The organism is Croceibacterium soli, assembly GCF_009828065.1.
GTDB classification, from domain to species: domain Bacteria; phylum Pseudomonadota; class Alphaproteobacteria; order Sphingomonadales; family Sphingomonadaceae; genus Croceibacterium_B; species Croceibacterium_B soli.
In genome coordinates, this window is sequence record NZ_WTYK01000007.1 from 56789 (window position 1) to 75980 (window position 19192).

A 19192-nucleotide genomic window follows, 5' to 3' on the forward strand; every position below is an offset into this window, starting at 1 on the left:
CGTCCCGTTCGCCCTGAGCTTGTCGAAGGGCGGTTTTTCAGCCAAGCGCCGCACCGGCAAACAAGGGCCGGGGCTTCGACAAGCTCAGCCCGAACGGAGTCAAGGATTGGACAAGCTCGCGGAAATCTGCGCCACCAAGCGCGACGAAGTCATGGCCCGCAAGGCATTGGCGACATTGGACGATTTGGACCGCGATGCCGCCTCGGCGACGCCGCCGCGGGGCTTCCGCAAGGCGTTGGAAGCCAAGGCCGCAGCGGGTTTCGGCCTGATTGCCGAGATCAAGAAAGCCTCACCCTCGAAGGGGCTGATCCGGGCCGATTTCCGACCGGCCGAACACGCCGTCGCCTACGAGCGCGGCGGCGCGGCATGTCTCTCCGTGCTGACGGATGAGCCATATTTTCAAGGACATGAGGACTACCTCATGGACGCCCGCGCGGCCTGCACCCTGCCGGTTCTGCGCAAGGACTTCATGGTCGATCCCTGGCAAGTCGCCGAAGCCCGCGCGATCGGCGCCGACGCGATCCTGATCATCGTCGCCGCCCTCGACGATGCGCTGATGGCGGAGATCGAAGCCGCCGCGATCGAGCGCGGAATGGACGTGCTGGTCGAGGTGCACGACGAGCGCGAGATGGAGCGCGCGGCCCTGCTTCGCTCGCGGTTGATCGGCGTAAACAATCGTGATCTCAAGACCTTCCGCACCGATCTTGCGACGACAGAGCGGCTCGCGCCGCTAGCGCCCGAAGGCACGCTGCTGGTCGGCGAGAGCGGCATCAACAGCCACGCCGACTGTGTGCGGCTGTCGCAAGCCGGCGTGCGCTGCCTCCTCGTCGGCGAGAGCCTGATGCGGCAACCCGACGTCGAAGCGGCAACGCGCCAGCTGCTCCAGGGCTAAGGCCGGCGGATCAGGTCTCTTCGTCGACCTCTTCGCCGACCGATTCAACGTCTTCGCCGAAGCCTTCCACCGTGTTGCAGGCCGAAGCGGCCAAGGCGAAAACACCTGCCGCGAACGCGGCGACAAACTTGCGAGCCATGATACTCTCCTGAAATCGTGGTCTAACGGATCAATCCCGCTGGCCCGGAGCCGTTCCGGCGGAGTGCGGTTCGGCGCGACAATCCGCCGCGGATATGGGATGATCTCCGCCGACGGAGCAGCTAGCCTGCACGAACAACGGGGAGGAACACGATGAGCGGACTTTTCAACGCGGTCATGCGGATTGTCAGCACCTTGCTCGGAGTCCTGATGGTTTGCATGGGGGCGGTGTGGATCCTCCAGGGCCTGAACGTCGCGTTCCTCGAAAGCTTCATGGCCGGCGATCCCAAGTGGGCGCTGTTCGGCGCGATCCTGCTGCTGTTCGGTATCGGCCAGGTCGTCTGGAGCCTGACGCGCAAGCGCTGAACCTTCCCTGCCGCGCACCGCTCCGGTAAAGGCGCGGCATGCACGTGACACATGACGCAAGCGCCGCCGCGGCGCCGGAGATCGCCTTCGACCAGTTCCTGGCAGTGGACATCCGCGTGGGCACCATCGTTTCCGCGGAGCCCTTCCCCGAAGCCCGGAAGCCGGCGCTGAAGCTGACCATCGACTTCGGGCCAGTGATCGGCCGCAAGCGCTCCTCGGCCCAGATCACCGAGAACTACGAGCCGGCGGCGCTGATTGGCCGGCAAGTCGCGGCCGTGGTCAACTTCCCGCCGCGCCAGATCGGCCCGATGATGTCCGAAGTGCTGACCCTCGGCTTTCCGGACGAGCACGGGCATGTCGTGCTGCTCGAGCCGTCGCAGGCGGTGCCGGACGGCGGAAGGCTGTTCTGAGCGCCGGCAGGTCTGTCCTGCCGGAGCCGTTTCTGCCATGGGACCGCCATGAACAAGCATCCTCAAATCACGCCGCAGGCCGCCGGATGAGCGGGCTGACCCACCTCGACGCACAAGGCGCCGCGCGCATGGTCGACGTCGGCGGCAAACCGGAAACGGCCCGGTCGGCCACGGCGACGGGGCGCATCAGCATGTCGGCCGAGGCGCTGAGCGCGGTCCGGGAGGGCAGCGGCTCCAAGGGCGATGTGCTCGCCGCGGCGCGGATCGCCGGGATCATGGCGGCGAAGAAGACCGGCGAGCTGATTCCGCTGTGCCATCCGCTCTCGCTCGACGCGGTGCGGGTCGAGTTCGCCTTCGAGGAGGACGCGGTGCGCGCCACGGCGACAGCCTCGCTGACCGGCAAGACGGGCGTGGAAATGGAGGCGATGACAGCCACTTCCATCGCGCTCCTGACGATCTACGACATGGCCAAGGCGCTCGACAAGGGCATGGTGATCGAGGAGGTTCGGCTCCTCGAGAAGACCGGCGGCAAGAGCGGCACCTGGCGCGCGGGCGAATGAATCCGCCGCCGCCCCTGCCGCTGGCGGAGGCGCAGGCGCGGCTCCTGGCGCAAGTCGAGCCGCTGCCCGCGCGGGTGATCCCGGCAGAGCAGGCGGTCAGCCGCTACCTCGGTGCACCGCTGCTCGCCGCCCGCACCCAGCCCGCGGCCGATCTCTCGGCGATGGACGGTTATGCGGTGCTGGCCGAGGACCTCGCCGGCCCCTGGCAAATCATCGGCGAAAGCGCGGCGGGCCACCCGTTCGCCGGAACGCTGCGCAACGGAGAAGCCGTGCGCATCTCCACCGGCGCGCTGATGCCCGCCGGTGACTGCGCGGTTCTGCTGCAGGAGAACGCCGCGCGCAACGGGGCTCGCCTGGCGCTCAACGGCGAGGGCGAGCCGACCCCGCGCCACATCCGCCGCACCGGCTTCGACTTCCGCCAGGGCGACCAGATCCTCCGCGCAGGTGCCCGCATCGGCCCGGCCCAGCTGGCACTGGCGATCGCCGCCGGGCATTCCCGCCTGCCGGTCCGCGCGCTGCCCAGGCTCGCCATTCTCGACAGCGGTGATGAACTCGCCGCCGATCCCGCCGGGTGCGCACCCCACCAGATCCCGGCGAGCAACGGCGCGATGCTGGCGACGATGACCGCGCCTTACGCCGGCACCATCGAGCGCCTCGGGCCAGTTCCGGACCGAATGGAGGCGATCCTCGCCGCGCTCGACCGGGCGGCCGAGGCCGACGTGATCGTCACCAGCGGCGGCGCTTCGGTGGGCGACCACGACCTGGTGCGTCCGGCGCTCGAGCAATGGGGCGCCAAACTCGACTTCTGGCGCGTGGCGATGAAGCCGGGCAAGCCCTTGCTGGTCGCCCGGCGCGGCGGGCAATGGGTGATCGGGCTACCGGGCAATCCTGTGTCGAGCTATGTCACCGCCTTTCTGTTCCTGCTGCCGCTGCTGCGGGCCCTGGCCGGATCAGGCGAGCCGCTGCCCCGCTGCGCAACAATGCGCCTGGGCGCGCCATTCCCGGCGACGGGCGACCGCATGGAGTTCGTCCGCGCCCGGCTGGAAGGCGGCGCACTCGTGCCCGTGGCGGAGCAGGACAGCAGCGCCCTGGCCGCGCTCGCCCTGGCGGATGCCCTTGTCGAGCGGCCGGCGAATTCGCCCTCTGCGCTGGCCGGCGATCCCGTGCCCGCCTACTGGATCGGGCACGGCGGAACTGCTTGACATGTAGGATTTCGTTGCCTAATTGTTCCACGTTCGTTCCCGAAATGGAACATTTGCGGAGGGCCCACCGATGTTGACTGCCAAGCAGCATGAACTTCTGCTGTTCATCCAGCGCAAGCTGGAGGACTCGGGGATCTCACCCTCTTTCGAAGAGATGAAGGAAGCGCTCGACCTGAAGAGCAAGTCGGGGGTCCACCGGCTGATCTCCGCGCTCGAGGAACGCGGCTTCATCCGCCGCCTGCCCAACAGGGCGCGTGCGCTCGAAGTGCTGCGCCAGCCCGAGGATGCGACCACCGGCAAGCGGGCTCCGGCCAACACCAACGACACAGTAACACGGGTCACCGCCCCGCCCCGCCCGCAGCCGTTCGCCGCCAATGACGTCATCGAGATCCCACTCCACGGCCGCATCGCCGCCGGCGTCCCGATCGAGGCGCTGGAAAGCGACCGCATGCTGCCCGTCCCAGCGGCGCTGCTCGGCGCCGGCGATCACTATGCGCTCGAAGTGTCCGGGGACTCGATGATCGAAGCCGGCATCTTCGACGGCGACTATGCCCTGGTGAAGCGGACCGACACCGCCCGCGACGGGGAGATCGTCGTCGCCCTCGTCCGCAACGAGGAAGCGACCCTCAAGTATCTCCGCCGCGAAAACGGCAAGATCCGCCTCGACCCCGCCAACGCCGCCTACGACGCGCAGATCTACCTGCCGGAAGAAGTCCAGGTCCAGGGCAAGCTCGCCGGGCTGCTGCGCCGGTACCACTGAGCTCGAGACGCGGCGGGAGCGTTGGTGGCTGTAGGTGCCCCACCCCATCTCCCCTCATGCCCTCATCCGTCATGCCGAACTTGTTTCAGCATCCATTTCGCGGCCCGCGCTGGGCTGTCAGGAGCGGGCGGTCGTCGCAGCTCGTTCCAGGAGCGCCGGGGTACGCGGCAAGATGGACCCTGAAACAAGATCAGGGTGACGTCGGGAAGTGGGGACGAGGACGGTGGCGGATTGGACCGGCGGTGCTGCTGATGATCTCCCTGGTTGCCCGCATCGCCATGCTGAACTTGTTTCGGCATCTATCCGCCCGCTCGCGCTGCGCAGTGGGAGGTGGGGCACCCTCGCCGAGTTACCGGAATAGCGGCGCGTGCTGGTACATGGACCCTGAAACGAGGTCAGGATGACGTTGGGGGGTTACGGGAAGAGGGTGGCAAACTGGGGTGGGCGGTGCTGATGCTCGCGCCTGCTTATCCCCATCCGTCATGCTGAACTTGGTTCAGCATCCATTTGTCGGCTCGCTGTGCGCGGTGGGCAAGACCGGAGTGGCGGTGTGCCCGTACCAAGGATGCATGGTCGAGGCCTGGTGCCGAACTTAACCTGATGTGAATTGTCCGGGGGCGTAGGTACTGGCACTATGGGTTTACCGGCTGATTCGTGAGGCCGGCATGGGGGGCTCACTTGCACATCAACTTCCGCATGTTTGCATGCCTGGTCGCGCCGTGTCTGCTTCTGGCGACGGCGGCTCCGGCTATCGCTCAGGAAAAAACCGGTATCAAGGAGGGCTTCGTCCTGAAGCCCGGCTCTGCCCGCATCGCGATGCTGGAGCCGAGCGTCCGCGTCGGGGAACAGTCTACCGGCGGCATGTTCGAGCCCAACGCCGACTGGACCGACCAGGCGAAGGAAAACATCGAGCAGCAGTTGCGCGCATCTCAGGCGAACCTCGGCAATGAGATCGTGCGGCTCGACATCGACACGATCCCGGAAGGCAAGGAGCTGACCCGCTACCATTCGCTTTTCGGTGCCGTTGCCGACTCCGTGATCGAGTACCAGTTCTTCAAAGGGAACCGACTGCCTTCCAAGAAGCGCAGCGAGGCGTTCGAATGGTCCGTCGGGACCGATCTTAGGAAGATCGAGGCGCTCAAGGGCTACGACTATATCCTGCTGGTCCGGACCAAGGACGCTTACGGCTCGACCGGGCGGAAGCTGCTGCAGGCAGCCGGGTTCCTCGCGGCGGCGTTCACCGGCTTCGGCACCGTCGTTTCGTCCGGCGAGCATACCGGGATGGCCGGGCTCGTCGACATCGAGACGGGGGACCTGGTTTGGCTCAATGCCGACCTCGCCATGGGGGGCGACGTTCGCACCGCAGAAGGTGCCGAAAAGCGCGTGGGGCAATTGCTGGAAGGCTTTCCGGGGGCGCCGGGGGCAGTCCAATGAACCGGCCGCTCCTCGCTGCGGCGGGCGCACTTCTGATCTCCACTGGCGCGGCTGCGAAGGAACAGCCCCTGCCACCGTTCACGCTAGGCTATGAACCGCAGACCGTCGACGAGCGCGGGATGTGGAGCGAGGCCGACGAATGGGAGAAAAGTGTCAAGTCCTCGACCCTGCGGGTCGATGACGAGGGATTGAACGCGTACGTCAGGGAAGTGCTTTGCAAGACCGTGGGCACCGACCGGTGTGACGGCGTTCGCGTTTATGTTCTGAACATCCCGGCCTTCAACGCCACGATGTCGCCCAACGGGATGATGATGGTCTGGACCGGTCTCTTGTTGCGCGCCCGCAGCGAGGCCGAGCTGGGTGCTGTGCTAGGGCACGAGTTCGCGCACTTCGAACTGCGCCATTCCCTAAAGGGCTTCCAGGCAAGGCGGTCGGCGAGCGATGTCCTGGCCTGGACACAGGTTCTGGGGAACGCTCTCCAGGTGGACACGCGGAACAGCCAGTTCTCGCTGATCGGCTCGTTGTTTCGGTTCAATCGTGAGCAGGAGAAGGAGGCCGACCTTCTCGGACTCGATTACCTGGCCCAGTCGAAATACCCGAGCCGCTCCGCATCCGAAGTGTGGCAGCACCTTATGGAGGAAGCCGACGCGACTGCAACGGGGCGCAAGATCAAGAAGCGCCATCGCTATCGCGCAGGGTTCTTCGATACCCATCCGACCGAGCTGGACCGGGCCGACTACCTGCTGGAACAGTCCATGGCGAAAGGCGACACCGGAGATGCGGGGGCCGCCTCCTATTATGCCGCGCTGAGCCCGTGGCTGCCGAAGCTGCTGGAGGATCAGGTCCGGCTCAACGACTTCGCCGGAACGGAGTACCTGCTGAACAGCATAGCCGCGACGACCGGTTGGACCGGGGAGTTGCTGCAGGCGCGGGCGGAACTCTTCGCCACTCGGGGAAATCCGCGCGACCTGATCACGGCAACGACGCTGTACCTCAATGCCATCGACGTGGGCCATTCACGGCCCGCAACCATGCGTGGCCTGGGGCTGAGCCTGGTCAAGAGCGGCAAGCGATCGGAGGGCGCGGAATACCTCCGCAAGTATCTCGAGGCGGAGCCGGGCGCTCCCGACGCCTCCCTCATCCGCATGTATGTACCCGATGAAAGGACAGCCAAATGATCGTGAGGGGTGCATGTGCGGCTCTCCTGGTGCTGGCGCTCACAACGCCGGCCGGGGCCCACAAGCTGGTCGAGCCCGGCTCGCCGGAGAAAGTCGCCGACGGGGCCTTCAGGGCGACGTCCGGAACGACCTGGAACCGGCTGCAGCAGTCGGAAGGCAAATACCAGGAGGTGTGGACGATCGACGGACACAAGTTGAACCGTCTCGCCTTCTATGGCGGAGTCCCCGCGGGGAAACCGCTGGTGAAGGAGCGCGACAAGAAGAGAGACCCTCTTCCCAAAGTCACCGAATCCATGCTGCTCCCCGACGTTCCGAACCTGGTCGAGCGGACGTACCGCACGCAGTACGACATCCCGATCTTCAACATCGGGAAGCAAGAGCCAGCCACGCTCGGAGGCAAGGAAGGGATCCGCTTCGAGTACACTTACGTCGATCCCGGCGACGAGGTCGAACGGCGCGGCGAGGCCTATGCCGCGATCGAGGGTGGGAAGCTCTACCTCGTGACCTTCGAGGCCCCGTCGCTGCACTACTTCGCTCGCGATGCGGCGGAAGTGCGGTCCATCGTCAAGTCGGTCACGCTGCGCCCGTAGCTGCGGCTTCGTTCGAGCTTCGGGGCGCCTCCGACCTAGTCCGGCCGGCCGCGCCACCAGCCATGTTCGCCTTGGCTGGAGGCGACGGTGGTGATCTTCGGTTCCTCCCGCAGGACGATCGACAAGCCGCCGGTGCGGTCCAGCAGGCGCTTGTCGGCGAGGAGGACATGCGGGCGGCAGGTACGCGGGACGTAGCGGTCGGTGATTACGAAGTCGGCGCGCTCGCAGGCAGCGGCGAGGGCCCGCTCCTCGACCAGGTTGCGGCTGCGGCTCATCAGCAGGCGCCAGGGGCGGCCGCCGCGCTCGATCGCGAGGGCGCAGAAGTCGGGGCTGCAGTCGGCATCGGGCCATTCCGCTAGCGGGGTCGGATCGGCCTCCACACCGGCGAGTTCCATCAGGTTCTCGCGCGCGAAATCGCTACGGCTGTTGCGCAGGACGAGCAGGCGGCCATCGTCCGTGACGATGCCGGCGTGGTGCCCGTCTCCCGAGATCAGCAGGTCCGGCACGGGCGTTGCCAGCAGCATCAGGGTAGCGAGTGCGGCGGGGACGAGGCCCAGGAGCCGTACCCTGCCCCGCCACAGCGCCAGCCACAATCCGCCGGCGACGAACAGCGCGAACGTGCTCCAGCCCATCTGCGGCATCAGCTTGACGGCGCCCGGTTGCGATGCAGCGAGATGGGCGATCCACAACATGAGCTCTAGAGAGCGCCCGACCATCCACCAGAAGGGTGCACCGAGCCCGACAAGATCGAACAGCAGGGCCAGGGCGATCAGCGGCATCGACACGAACGTGACCAGCGGGATCGCCACCATGTTCGCGAAGGCGCCGTAGACGCCGGCGCGGTGGAAATGGAACAGGACGATCGGCATCAGCGCGATCTCGATTACCAGCCCGGTCAGCAGCAGGGCGGCGAGCCAGCGCGCGGCGCGCACGGGAAACGCCTCCTCCCGGCGAGCGAACAGGGCCTTCACCGGCTGCGCGCCGTGCAAGGCGGCGATCGCGACGACTGCGGCGAAACTCATCTGGAAGCTCGGGCCGATGACCGATTCCGGCCAAAGCAAGAGCACGACGACCATCGCGACCGCGACCATCCGCAGGCTCAGCGGTTCGCGCCCGAGGGCAAGGGCGCCGAGCACCAGCAGCGCGCCGATGCAGCTGCGGACGGTCGGCACTTCGGCGCCGGTCAGCAGGGTGTAGGCGATGCCCGCCAGGGCTCCGATCGCGGCGGCGGCGAGCGGCAGGCGTACGCGCAGCGCGAGCCATGGCCACAGGGCCAGCAGCTTGATCGCGAGCACGTAGGCGGCGGCGATCACCGCGCTGACGTGGACGCCGCTGATCGACAGCAGGTGGGTCAGGCCGGAATCGCGCATCGCCTCCTCGTCCGCGGCGGAGATCGCGCCGCGGTCGCCGCTGGCGAAAGCGGCGGCGATGGCTCCGGGCGAACCGGCTTGCTGCGAGCGGACATGGTCTGACAGGCGGCGCTGGAGCGGGGCGAGCAGCGGCCCCTCGCCCGCCGGTTCCAGCAGCTCGACGGGGCCGAGCACACCGCCCGTTGCAGCAAAGCCCTGGAACCAGGCGGCGCGCGCGAAGTCGTAGCCGCCGGGCAGCATCGGTGGGGCGGGCGGCATCAGTCGGGCCCGCAGGCGAATCACCGCACCCTCGCGGAAGGCCGCGCGGTCCTCCGCAATGGGCAGATTGACCCGCACCTTGATCGGTTCGCCCGCTTCGTCCCGCGTCGCCAGGACGAGCCGGACGCGGCCTTCCGCCGGCTGCTCGACGCGTTCGAGGATCCGCCCGGCCAGCGTCATCGCGCCCGCCCTCCCGAGCGGCTGCGCGCCTACCAGTTCCGACCGGGACCAGATCAGCGCCACGCCGCTGGCGACGACGATCCCGATGCTTACGCAGGCGAGCAGAAGGTGGGTACGCCGTTCGTCGCCGCGCCACAGCGCCACCGCTCCGAGGGCCAGCAGGAGCGCCGCGGCAATGGTCCCCACCCACCACGCCGCATCGGGCAGGACGAACCAGGCGATTATGCCTGCGGCGAGGCCCGCCGCCAGCCACGGACCGCGGTCGAAACCGGCGCGGCCGAGAAATGTGTCAGCGGCGTCACCCAAGCTGGACAACCGCGCGCGGTTTCGCCAAGGCGGCTGCTGCAACGCAGCATCCCCCGGTTCCTCCCCCAAAGGGACCAGCGGCGGCAGGCGCGTGGCCATGGCAAACATTGGATAGGAAACCGGTAGTGATGGCAAGCGGCAGCGACGAGACGGTGGTAACCCGCTTCGCGCCCTCGCCCACGGGTTTCCTGCATATCGGCGGCGCGCGAACCGCGCTGTTCAACTGGCTGTTCGCCCGCCACCACGGCGGCAAGGCGCTGTTGCGGATCGAGGATACCGACGCCAAGCGCTCCACGCAGCCGGCCATCGACGCGATCCTCGATGGGCTCGACTGGCTGGGGCTCGACTGGGACGAGGACACCGTGTTCCAGTCGGAGCGCGGTTCGCGGCATGTCGAAGTGGCCGAGAAGCTGCTCGCCGCCGGCCATGCCTACAAGTGCTACGCCACGACCGAAGAGCTCGAGGCGATGCGCGAGGCGCAGCGCGCGGCGAAGCAGCCGCTGCGCTACGACGGGCGCTGGCGCGACCGCGACCCGAGCCATGCGCCGCTCGGCGCGCCGTTCGTGATCCGCCTGAAAACGCCGGACGAAGGCGAGACCGTGATCGATGACCGGGTCCAGGGCCGCGTCACCGTCAGCAACGCCGAGCTCGACGACTACATCCTGCTGCGCGCCGACGGCACGCCGACCTATATGCTGGCGGTCGTGGTCGACGATCACGACATGGGCGTGACCCACGTGATCCGCGGCGACGACCACCTCAACAACGCATTCCGCCAGCTGCCGATCATTCGCGCGATGAACGAAATCGAGGGCGGCTGGCCCGACCCGGTCTATGCCCATATCCCGCTGATCCACGGCAACGACGGGGCGAAGCTCTCGAAGCGCCATGGTGCGCTCGGCGTCGATGCATATCGCGACGAGTTCGGCATCCTGCCCGAAGCGCTGTTCAACTATCTCCTGCGCCTCGGCTGGGGCCACGGCGACCAGGAGGAATTCACCCGCGAGGAAGCCATCGCCGCGTTCGACCTCGCCGGCGTGGGCCGGAGCCCGAGCCGCTTCGACATGAAGAAGCTGCTCAACATGAACGGCAACTACATCCGCGCGGCCGACGATGCGCGGCTGGCGAAGCTGGTCGCGGCACGCCTCGGATCGCAGGCGGACGAAGCGCTGCTGACCGAAGCGATGCCGGTGCTGAAGACGCGGGCCAAGGATATCAACGAATTGGCCGACGGCGCGGCCTTCCTGTTCAAGACCCGGCCGCTGGAAATGACCGACAAGGCGGCGGAGCTACTCGGCCCTGATGCGAAAGCCCTGCTGCGGCAGGTTTCGGCGCGGCTGCACAGCGAACAGGACTGGACAACAGAGGCGCTGGAGGCCAATCTCAAGGCATATGCGGAAGAGCTCGGCCTCGGCCTGGGCAAGCTTGCGCAGCCGCTTCGCGCGGCACTGACGGGGCAAACCACTTCCCCCGGCATTTTCGATGTGCTGGCGCTTCTCGGCCGGGACGAAAGCCTCGCGCGGATCGACGCGCAGGCCCGGGACCCATCCGACGCGCCGGCATAGGGGCTGTTTTTAGGAGACGCGATTTGGCGGACAGGCAGGCGAAGCTGGCGGTGGGCGATCAGGCCCATGATTTCCCGGTGCTGAAAGGCACTTGCGGGCCCGACGTGGTCGACATCCGCAAGCTTTACGGCAGCACGGGCATGTTCACGTACGATCCCGGCTACAAGTCGACTGCCTCGTGTGAAAGCGCGCTGACCTATATCGACGGGCAAGAAGGCGTGCTGCTGCACCGCGGCTACCCGATCGGGCAGCTGGCCGAACATTCGAGCTTCATGGAAGTCGCGTACCTGCTGCTGAACGGCGAGCTGCCGACGGCCGACGAGTTCGAGACGTTCGAGCGCACGATCACCCGCCATACGATGCTGCACGAGCAGCTGGCGACGTTCTACCGCGGTTTCCGCCGCGATGCGCACCCGATGGCGATCATGTGCGGGGTCGTGGGCGCGCTAAGCGCGTTCTACCACGACAGCACCGACATCTCCGATCCGATGCACCGCCGGATCAGCAGCCACCGCCTGATCGCCAAGATGCCGACGATCGCGGCGATGGCCTACAAGTATTCGGTCGGGCAGCCGTTCCTCTATCCCGACAACTCGCTCAGCTACACGGGCAACTTCCTGCGCATGACCTTCGGCGTTCCGGCCGAGGAATACGAGGTGATCCCGGAAGTCGAGAAGGCGATGGACCGGATCTTCATCCTCCACGCCGACCATGAGCAGAACGCCTCGACCTCCACGGTGCGGCTGGCCGGTTCGTCGGGCGCGAACCCGTTCGCCTGCATCGCGGCCGGCATCGCCTGCCTGTGGGGCCCGGCGCACGGGGGCGCCAACGAAGCGGCGCTCAACATGCTGCGCGAGATCGGCACGCCCGACCGCATCCCGCACTATATCGAGCGTGCCAAGGACAAGAACGATCCGTTCCGCCTGATGGGCTTCGGCCACCGGGTGTACAAGAACTACGATCCGCGCGCGACCGTGATGCAGAAGACCGTGCGCGAGGTGTTCGACGCGCTCAAGGTCACCGACCCGATCTTCGAAACCGCGCTGCGGCTCGAGGAAATGGCGCTCAGCGACGATTATTTCGCCGAGAAGAAGCTGTTCCCGAACGTGGACTTCTACTCGGGTATCATCCTGTCGGCGATCGGCTTCCCGACGACGATGTTCACCGCGCTGTTCGCCCTCGCCCGCACCGTCGGCTGGGTGGCGCAGTGGAACGAGATGATCTCCGACCCCGGCCAGGTCATCGGCCGCCCGCGCCAGCTCTACACCGGGCCGACCGAGCGGGACTACGTTCCGATCGGGCAGCGCTAGCCCTTCGAGACGGGCTCTCAGCCTGCGGCTTTGATCCCTCCTCAGGACGAACGGATATGAGCTTATCCCGTTCGTCCTGAGGAGCGAGGACGCAGTCCGAGCGTCTCGAAGGATCAGCGCGGCTTCGTGCGCCGCTCTTCGAAGCTGGGCAAGTCCAGCGTGAAGCGGGCGCCCTCGCCCGGCGTGCTCTCGACGCTCAGCTCGCCCGCCATGGCCCGCGCGAGGCGGCGGGAGATGTAGAGGCCGAGGCCGGAGCCGCCGTCGCCGCTGCGGCCGAGGCGTTCGAACTTCTCAAAGACTTTCGCCTGCTGATCCGCGCTGAGCCCGGGGCCCTGGTCGGCCACCGTGACCTGCGCACGCCCGTCGTTCCGCTCCACGATCAGGCGAACGTGAGATCCCTCCGGGGCGTAGCGCAGCGCATTGCCGAGCAGGTTGAGCAGGATCTGCAGCACGCGGCGGAATTCGCCGACCGCCGGAATGCTGTCGTCCTCCCCCGGAGCGTGGATCTCGATGGCCCGCTCTTGCGCGCGCACGCCGAGGATGCCCGCCGCTCGCCTCGCGACATCGGCCAGGTCGATCGTGTCCGGCGCGGTGTCGAAGGTATCGGACTCGACCACTTCCAGGTCGGTGAGGTCGTCGATCAGGGCCAGCAGGTGCTCGCCCGCGGTGGCGATATCGGCGGCATACTTGCTGTATTCTTCCGCCACAGGGCCGGCGAGCTGGGTGCGGATCGTTTCGGCATTGGCGATGATGCGCGCGATCGGCTGGCGCAGTACAGGCGCGATTTCCCGGCCCATGGCGGCATCGAAGATCGTGCGCGGTTCCGCCTTGGCGGCGACGGGAGGTTGTTCGGCAGGGGGTTCGTCGGCGACGAGCAGAAGCTCGAAGCCGGCCTTCTCGGGCCGCGGGCCCAGCGGCAGCAAAACCGCCTTCCAGTGCCGGGAGGATCCCGGGATGCTGATGCGGGTGCCGTCGAGCAGGCGCCAGTCGAGCGGTTCGCCCGGTCCGTCATCGAGATCGAGCTGGATCAGGTCCGTCCACCGTTCGCCCCGGCTCGCGCGCAGCCTGGCGGCGATCCCTTCGAGTTCCTCGCTGTCGCACTCGACCGCGATCACCTGCTGGTCGGGTCCGAGCCGTACCGACATCTCGGCGACCTGGCGCTCGATCGCCACGCGCCGGGCGTCGGCCATGGCGGCGTCGGCGGGCGGGAGCGCAGTCGCATGCCAGTTGGCGATGCCGATCGTGCAGCCCTCCCCGTCCGCTTCCGGCTCGATCTCCACCCACGCGGTGACCTGCTCGCGGCCATCCTGCGCCCGGATCGCCCGGGCCAGCTTGAGGCCATAGCGGCGCGCCTTGCGGACCATCTCCAGCAAGGCGGGGGTGGCGACGATGCCGGGCAATTCCCCGCCGCTGCGCAGCTGCAGGCCGGCGAGCGGCTCGTCCGCCTCGACCAGCCAGTCGCGCCCGTCGGTGCGGGCCCTGGCGAAATAGGCGGCCGTCGCTGTCATCGTGCGGCCTCCCGGCCCGGCGCTGAGGCGGCCAGCAGGCGTGCAGCCTGACTGCTGCCCAGGCCGGTGAAGCCTTCGGGAAGCGTCCCGTCGGGGTGGAGAAGCACGAACTGCTTGCCGACAGAGTGCGGCGGCAATCCCGCGGCGACCATCGTGAGCGCCAGACGCGCGTACTGACCTTCCGAGAACGACATCGCGGTCAGTTCCCGCTCCTGGCCGGAAGCAAGCGACAGCGCGCTCGCGAAAATGGCGATGCCCGCCTCACCGACATCGAGGGCCAGCGGCGCCCGTTCGCCGGCGCGCATGACGAGCCGCGAGAGGAGCGCAAGCCGGCCGAGGCTTTCATCGAAACCCTGGCGCAGCGTGCGCTCTGCGGTTTCGGCACTCGTACGATCGCCGGCTTGCGCGCGAAACAGCAGCAGGGCCTTGTGGAACAGTTCGGCCGGCAGCTCACCAATCGGCAGCGACATGCGCCGCTGGTGCTGGATGAAGCGGGCCTGAGCGGCGAGCGCGGCCATGGCGGTGCTTGCCACAACTCCGTCCTCGGCCGCAACAAGGTGCTGCAGCAACGGGGAGAGCACCGGATCGAGATCGGCCTGCGACTGCAGCCGCAGTGCCGCCTGCGCTTCGATCGTCAGTGCGTGGACGTGCCGGAGCAAGGCAGGCTCGCCGGCCAGCGCCTCCGCCAGAACGGCTTCATGCCGGGCAAAAAAGGCGGGGCGGTCGGCGATCTGTGCGGCTTCGGCCTCCGCCTGAAGCAGTTGCCGCGCCATGCTGGCAAGCATGCCCCTTACCCGCGCGACAACTTCGTCGCTGAACAACGACTGCTCCTCGCTCAGCACCAGGTGGCGCAGGATCGGGATGGCGGACGATAGCGTCGCGTCGCCCTGCGCGAGCTCGTCGCGCAGCAGCGTTTCGGCCGGCTCGGTGCCGGGCTCGCTTGTCGTCAGGCTATCCATCGGGTTCACCATGACCGGCATAGGGTTAAGGGCGCGTTAGCCGCGCCGATCCTCGCCGGGCCGCAGCCGAAGCACGATCAGCGCCAGTGAAAGGAGCATGAATCCAGCTTCCGCAAGGCCGAGACCGCTCGCCACTGCGAGCAGAAGGGCAAGCAGGCCGCGGTCGCCAGCCAGGACGCGCCACCCGGCGACAGGCCAAGGCGGTGCGATGCGCAGGAGGCCGGCGGTCACCAGCGGCGCAAAAGCGCGATGTGCGCGGCTGCCCTCTATCGCGAGGGCTCCGACGGCGACAAGCGCCAAGTCCCACATCGCACGCAGCGCCGGGAGCAGGCGCGACGGCTCCGTTCTCGCAACGAATATCGACCGGCCGAGCTGTCTCAGACCGTCGCTCGCCTCGATCAACAAGGCGGCCGCTGCGAGGAGCACGAAGCCCAGAACCGGCAAGCCGAACCAGCCAGCGACCGCGGCCCCGACGAGGCTGACGGACGCTGCAGCAAGCGATGCCCCGCCCGTGTTGCGGATGCCGAGCAGCGGCCCACCGAAGCGCCTCAGGATCACGCCGGCGAGCCATGCGGTCGGCCTGAACGGCGAGCATGCCGGCAAGCGGCGGCGCAGCCAGCCCGGTTCGAGCGCCCGCGCCGCGTCCGGCGTGCGCACGATCTGCCAGCGGCGTTCCGACAGCTCGGCTTCGGGCAGCGAACGTTCGGGAGCCCTGGCCTGGCGGGCGATCCGCAACAGGCCCGCCACAGGCTCCGCATCCTCCGGCAACTGGTCGAGCCGGTCGGCATAGCGCCCGGGGAGGACCATCGCCCCGCCCCAGGAGGCGGTCAGGTCGAGCCTTTCGAACCCGGCGCTCCATCCCGCCTCCGCGGGCAGCACGAGCAGGCCCTCGCCATCCTTGAGCAGATCGAAAGCGAGCGGGGATTCGGGCAGCAGGCCTTGCGCCAGCACCAGCAGCTCGTCGTCCCCGCGCACCGCCGCCGGCAAGTCGCGCACGCCGCGGACGACCTGGAACTGCGCGGCAGCTCTTTCGGCCGCATGACGCAAGGCAATCGCTTCGGGTGCGGCGCCGTGGCCGAGGCAGAGGATCTTCTCGCAGCGCTGCGCGAGCGCAAAATCGAGCTGATGGCGGGCGATCGAACGGCCGGCGACGAGCGCCTCGGCGCCTCCTCCTCCATGGTTCTCCGCTATCGTAATGAGCGCGATCCGCACCCGTCGCTCCCCGCCAGTTCCAGCTGTAGCTAGGCTGCCCGGGGGGCGCTGCCAAGCGGCCGCTCACGCGCCTGCGAAATCGCGGGCGAAAAGCCCCAGCTTGCTGACCACGGTCGGCTCCCCCCCAGAGCATCGGAAGATGATGGAGGATAGCGCACCGAGGCGGGGTTTATCCCTATCTTGGGTGTGGTATCGTCCCGGCGATGTCGCGCAGAGAAAACCTGGTGGCGATCGGGTCCGACCCCGAACACGCCGCGGAAGCAGCAGCCGAACCGGCAGCGCCGGATCACGCTGTCGTGGAGGAACATGCGTCCGAGGAGGCATGGGAAGACGAGCCCGAGCCGCGCCATCACGACTGGATCTGGCCGGCCCTGGCAATCGCCGCGGCGCTCGGCTGGACCGGGTTCTTCGGCTTCGCCCACCAGCGCGAAATCCTGGCAGGCGGCACGCCGGAGCAGTGGAGCGGTTGGATCGTCGCGTGGTCGGTGCCGGTGCTGCTCATTGTGGGGCTGTGGCTCCTGGTCATGCGCAATTCGCGGCGCGAGGCGGCACGCTTCGCCGACGTCGCGCGTGCGCTGTCGATCGAGAGCGCGCGGCTGGAAGAGCGGCTGCTGGTGATCAACCGCGAGCTCAGTATGGCCCGCGACTTCATCGCCGCGCAGTCGCGCGATCTGGAATCCCTCGGCCGCGTTGCCGGCGAGCGGATATCGCAGCACGCCGAGCACTTGCAGAGCCTGATCCGCGACAATGGGGAGCAGGTCGAGACGATCGGCCGGGTCAGCACGACCGCGCTCGAGAACATGGGCCGGTTGCGCAGCGAGCTGCCGGTGATCTCCAATTCCGCGCGCGACGTCGCCAGCCAGATCGGCCACGCGGGCAACACCGCGCAAGGTCAGCTGGCGGAGCTCGTGACCGGCTTCAGGCGCCTCAACGAGTTCGGCGAAGCGAGCGAACGGCAGGTCGCCGTGCTGCGCGAGCGGATCGACGAGGCGCTCGACAGCTTCGAAGCCCAGGCGGCGCAACTCGAGGAGATCGCCCGCAACCGCTTCGCCGCGCTCGAGGATCGCAGCCAGGCTTTCCGCGCCGATCTCGACGGGCACGAAGTCGAAGCGCTCGCTGCCCTGCGCCGCCGCGCCGACAGGCTCGGCGAAGAGCTCGATGCACGCCATGCCGAAGCCCGCCGGCAGGCAGAGGAAGAGATCGCCCTGCTGCGCGAACGGGCCTCCGCCGCAGGCGACGAAGGCGCACGCGCGATCGAAGTGCTGCACTCCGGGCAGGAAGAGGCAGCGCGCCGCTGGGCCGAGGCTGTCGAATCGCTCAAGGAGCGGATGAACACGGCGATCGAGCAGATCTCCGAAGTCGATGCCGAAGCGCTCGAGAACGCCCGTCGGCGGCTCGCCGCCCTCAGTGAGGAAGCCGAGCGGGTCGACCGGACGATGTCCGAGCGGGTCGAGGCATTCGAAGCCGCCATCGCCCAGCGCCGCTCGCAAGCCGAGCAGCGCGAACGCGAAGCCCTGATCGCACTCGAGGGGCGGCTCGCGCAGCTCGACGCCAGCGTCAGCGAACGCCAGGAGGAACAGCTCGCCCACTTGTCCGGCCTTGCCGAGCGCGGCGAAGCGCTCGCCGGGCGGATGGCGGCACTTTCGGCGGAGATGGAGCGGATCGCCGCGCAGGGCAGCGAAGCCGGCGGCACGCTCGACGGCGTCACGGCGGGCCTGAATGCCCGCCTCGCGGAAAGCCGCGCCGAGCTCGACGCCAACAGCCACCGCATCGCCCGCCTGACGAACGACAGCGTACGCCTGCTGGAACTGATCCGCGCCGGGGCGGAGCATTCGCAGAACGACCTGCCGCAAGCGTTGTCGCAGGCAGCGAGCGATCTCGCCCGCTTCGAGGAGCGGGTGCGCAGCGCCCACGGCCTAATCGGCGAAGCTCTTCAGCAGGGCGAAGAGCTGGCCGGGCATGTCGCCGCCGCCCAGCGCGACGGCGCCGGCTCCATCGAGCAGTTCGAAGCGCTCGAACGGCGGATCGCGGCGGCGAACCGCGCCCACGCGGCCGAGCTCGCGGCGCTGCAGGCGGCGCTGGTGGAGATCGCTGGACGGTCGGAGGCATTGGCTCAGACGGCGCGCGGTTCGCTCGGGGAAGCACTCGAGTCGATGACCGAGCGCTTTGCCGAAGATAGCGCCACCGCCATCGAACAGGCGATGCGCGACCACGCCAGCGAGACGATCCGCGAACTCGAAGCGAACGCCAAGCGCGCCAGCGGCGCCGCCCGGGAAGCGGCGCTGCAACTGCGCGATCAGCTTGCCGCCGTGAACGAGCTCGCCGGCAACCTGGAACACCGTGTCGCCCACGCGCGGCAGCGGGCCGAAGAACAGGTCGACAACGACTTCGCGCGGCGCATGGCCCTGATCACCGAAAGCCTCAATTCGAGCGCAATCGATATCTCCAAGGCGTTCGACAACGAGGTCAGCGATACCGCCTGGTCGAGCTATCTGCGCGGCGACCGCGGCATCTTCACCCGCCGCGCCGTGCGCCTGCTCGACAACCAGGCTTCGCGCGAGATCGCGGAGATCTACCGCGAGGACAGCGACTTCCGCGAAACCGTCAACCGCTACATCCACGACTTCGAGGCGATGCTGCGCAGCGTGCTCTCCACGCGCGACGGCCATGCCCTGGGCGTAACACTGCTCTCGTCCGATCCGGGCAAACTCTACGTCGCGCTAGCCCAGGCGATCGATCGGCTCCGGACATAGGGGCAGTCCTCCCCCTCCGGGGGAGGTGGCAGCGCGTAGCGCTGACGGAGGGGGGCTTGGCCTGGCTCAACCGTTCGTCCAGGCCATCCCCCTCCACCGCCTTCGGCGGTCCCCCTCCTCCAGAGGGGGAGGATTTGGTTCTGCTGCCGTCATGTTGAACTGGCTTCAGCATCCATCCCTCGGCCTGCACCTGCGTGCGACGGCGGGCACGAGCGGCTAAGCCGTTGCCCCGCCTGCGCGC

At 68.1% G+C, this 19192-nt stretch carries 17 protein-coding genes; 12 read left to right on the top strand and 5 right to left on the bottom strand.

All coding sequences use genetic code 11. The features are described from left to right. Positions 1-106 precede the first annotated feature (106 nt). Positions 107-892 (top strand): indole-3-glycerol phosphate synthase TrpC, encoded by a 786-nt coding sequence (trpC, locus tag GRI75_RS11905; RefSeq protein ID WP_160747213.1) that lies wholly within the window; start codon positions 107-109, stop codon positions 890-892. A 10-nt stretch (positions 893-902) separates the two neighbouring features. Here trpC and GRI75_RS11910 read toward each other — a convergent pair whose 3' ends face one another. Next, positions 903-1031 (bottom strand): entericidin A/B family lipoprotein, encoded by a 129-nt coding sequence (locus GRI75_RS11910; protein ID WP_160747214.1) that lies wholly within the window; start codon positions 1029-1031, stop codon positions 903-905. Between the two features lie 152 nt (positions 1032-1183). Between GRI75_RS11910 and GRI75_RS11915 the strand changes: the two genes are divergently transcribed. The 8 genes from GRI75_RS11915 to GRI75_RS11950 all read left to right on the top strand — a co-directional run bounded on the left by GRI75_RS11915 (position 1184) and on the right by GRI75_RS11950 (position 7530). Continuing rightward, positions 1184-1396, top strand: coding sequence for a hypothetical protein (locus GRI75_RS11915; protein ID WP_160747215.1), 213 nt, complete (start codon positions 1184-1186; stop codon positions 1394-1396). Between the two features lie 38 nt (positions 1397-1434). Further along, positions 1435-1806, top strand: a complete 372-nt coding sequence (locus GRI75_RS11920) for a tRNA-binding protein (protein WP_160747216.1) — start codon at positions 1435-1437, stop codon at positions 1804-1806. Positions 1807-1892: 86 nt separating this feature from the next. After that, complete coding sequence (gene moaC, locus GRI75_RS11925; RefSeq protein WP_160747217.1) at positions 1893-2366, top strand: cyclic pyranopterin monophosphate synthase MoaC; 474 nt, start codon at positions 1893-1895, stop codon at positions 2364-2366. Next, the gene (locus GRI75_RS11930; protein ID WP_160747218.1) at positions 2363-3568 is read left to right on the top strand and encodes a molybdopterin molybdotransferase MoeA; all 1206 of its coding nucleotides are present in this window, start codon (positions 2363-2365) and stop codon (positions 3566-3568) included. Before moaC ends, GRI75_RS11930 begins: the two co-directional genes overlap by 4 nt. Positions 3569-3638: 70 nt before the next feature. Beyond that, positions 3639-4328 (top strand): transcriptional repressor LexA, encoded by a 690-nt coding sequence (gene lexA, locus GRI75_RS11935; RefSeq protein WP_160747219.1) that lies wholly within the window; start codon positions 3639-3641, stop codon positions 4326-4328. A 696-nt stretch (positions 4329-5024) separates the two neighbouring features. After that, entirely contained in the window at positions 5025-5762 is a 738-nt protein-coding gene (locus GRI75_RS11940) for a hypothetical protein (protein ID WP_160747220.1), read from the top strand. After that, positions 5759-6940 (top strand): M48 family metallopeptidase, encoded by a 1182-nt coding sequence (locus GRI75_RS11945; RefSeq protein ID WP_160747221.1) that lies wholly within the window; start codon positions 5759-5761, stop codon positions 6938-6940. Before GRI75_RS11940 ends, GRI75_RS11945 begins: the two co-directional genes overlap by 4 nt. Beyond that, positions 6937-7530 (top strand): hypothetical protein, encoded by a 594-nt coding sequence (locus tag GRI75_RS11950; RefSeq protein WP_160747222.1) that lies wholly within the window; start codon positions 6937-6939, stop codon positions 7528-7530. Before GRI75_RS11945 ends, GRI75_RS11950 begins: the two co-directional genes overlap by 4 nt. A 35-nt stretch (positions 7531-7565) precedes the next feature. On the opposite strand, the gene GRI75_RS11955 is transcribed toward GRI75_RS11950, so the two are convergent. Further along, positions 7566-9743, bottom strand: coding sequence for a ComEC/Rec2 family competence protein (locus tag GRI75_RS11955; protein WP_160747223.1), 2178 nt, complete (start codon positions 9741-9743; stop codon positions 7566-7568). 29 nt (positions 9744-9772) lie between these two features. Between GRI75_RS11955 and gltX the strand changes: the two genes are divergently transcribed. Both gltX and GRI75_RS11965 read left to right on the top strand, forming a co-directional pair. Beyond that, complete coding sequence (gene gltX, locus GRI75_RS11960; protein ID WP_160747224.1) at positions 9773-11209, top strand: glutamate--tRNA ligase; 1437 nt, start codon at positions 9773-9775, stop codon at positions 11207-11209. Between the two features lie 23 nt (positions 11210-11232). After that, positions 11233-12519, top strand: coding sequence for a citrate synthase (locus GRI75_RS11965; RefSeq protein ID WP_160747225.1), 1287 nt, complete (start codon positions 11233-11235; stop codon positions 12517-12519). A gap of 113 nt (positions 12520-12632) precedes the next feature. On the opposite strand, the gene GRI75_RS11970 is transcribed toward GRI75_RS11965, so the two are convergent. The 3 genes from GRI75_RS11970 to GRI75_RS11980 are packed head-to-tail and all read right to left on the bottom strand — an operon-like array spanning position 12633 to position 16198. Next, on the bottom strand, positions 12633-14027 hold the full coding sequence (locus GRI75_RS11970; protein ID WP_160747226.1) for a sensor histidine kinase: 1395 nt from the start codon (positions 14025-14027) through the stop codon (positions 12633-12635). Continuing rightward, a complete protein-coding gene (locus GRI75_RS11975) occupies positions 14024-14986 on the bottom strand; it encodes a hypothetical protein (RefSeq protein WP_160747227.1) in 963 nt (320 codons plus the stop codon). The genes GRI75_RS11970 and GRI75_RS11975 overlap by 4 nt, the downstream gene beginning before the upstream one ends. A 36-nt stretch (positions 14987-15022) precedes the next feature. After that, positions 15023-16198 (bottom strand): hypothetical protein, encoded by a 1176-nt coding sequence (locus tag GRI75_RS11980; RefSeq protein ID WP_160747228.1) that lies wholly within the window; start codon positions 16196-16198, stop codon positions 15023-15025. Between the two features lie 203 nt (positions 16199-16401). On the opposite strand from GRI75_RS11980, the gene GRI75_RS11985 reads away from it, so the two are divergent. After that, positions 16402-18951 carry a coiled-coil domain-containing protein gene (locus tag GRI75_RS11985; protein WP_160747229.1) on the top strand — a complete coding sequence of 850 codons (2550 nt, stop codon included), beginning with the start codon at positions 16402-16404 and terminating at the stop codon, positions 18949-18951. Positions 18952-19192 lie beyond the last annotated feature (241 nt).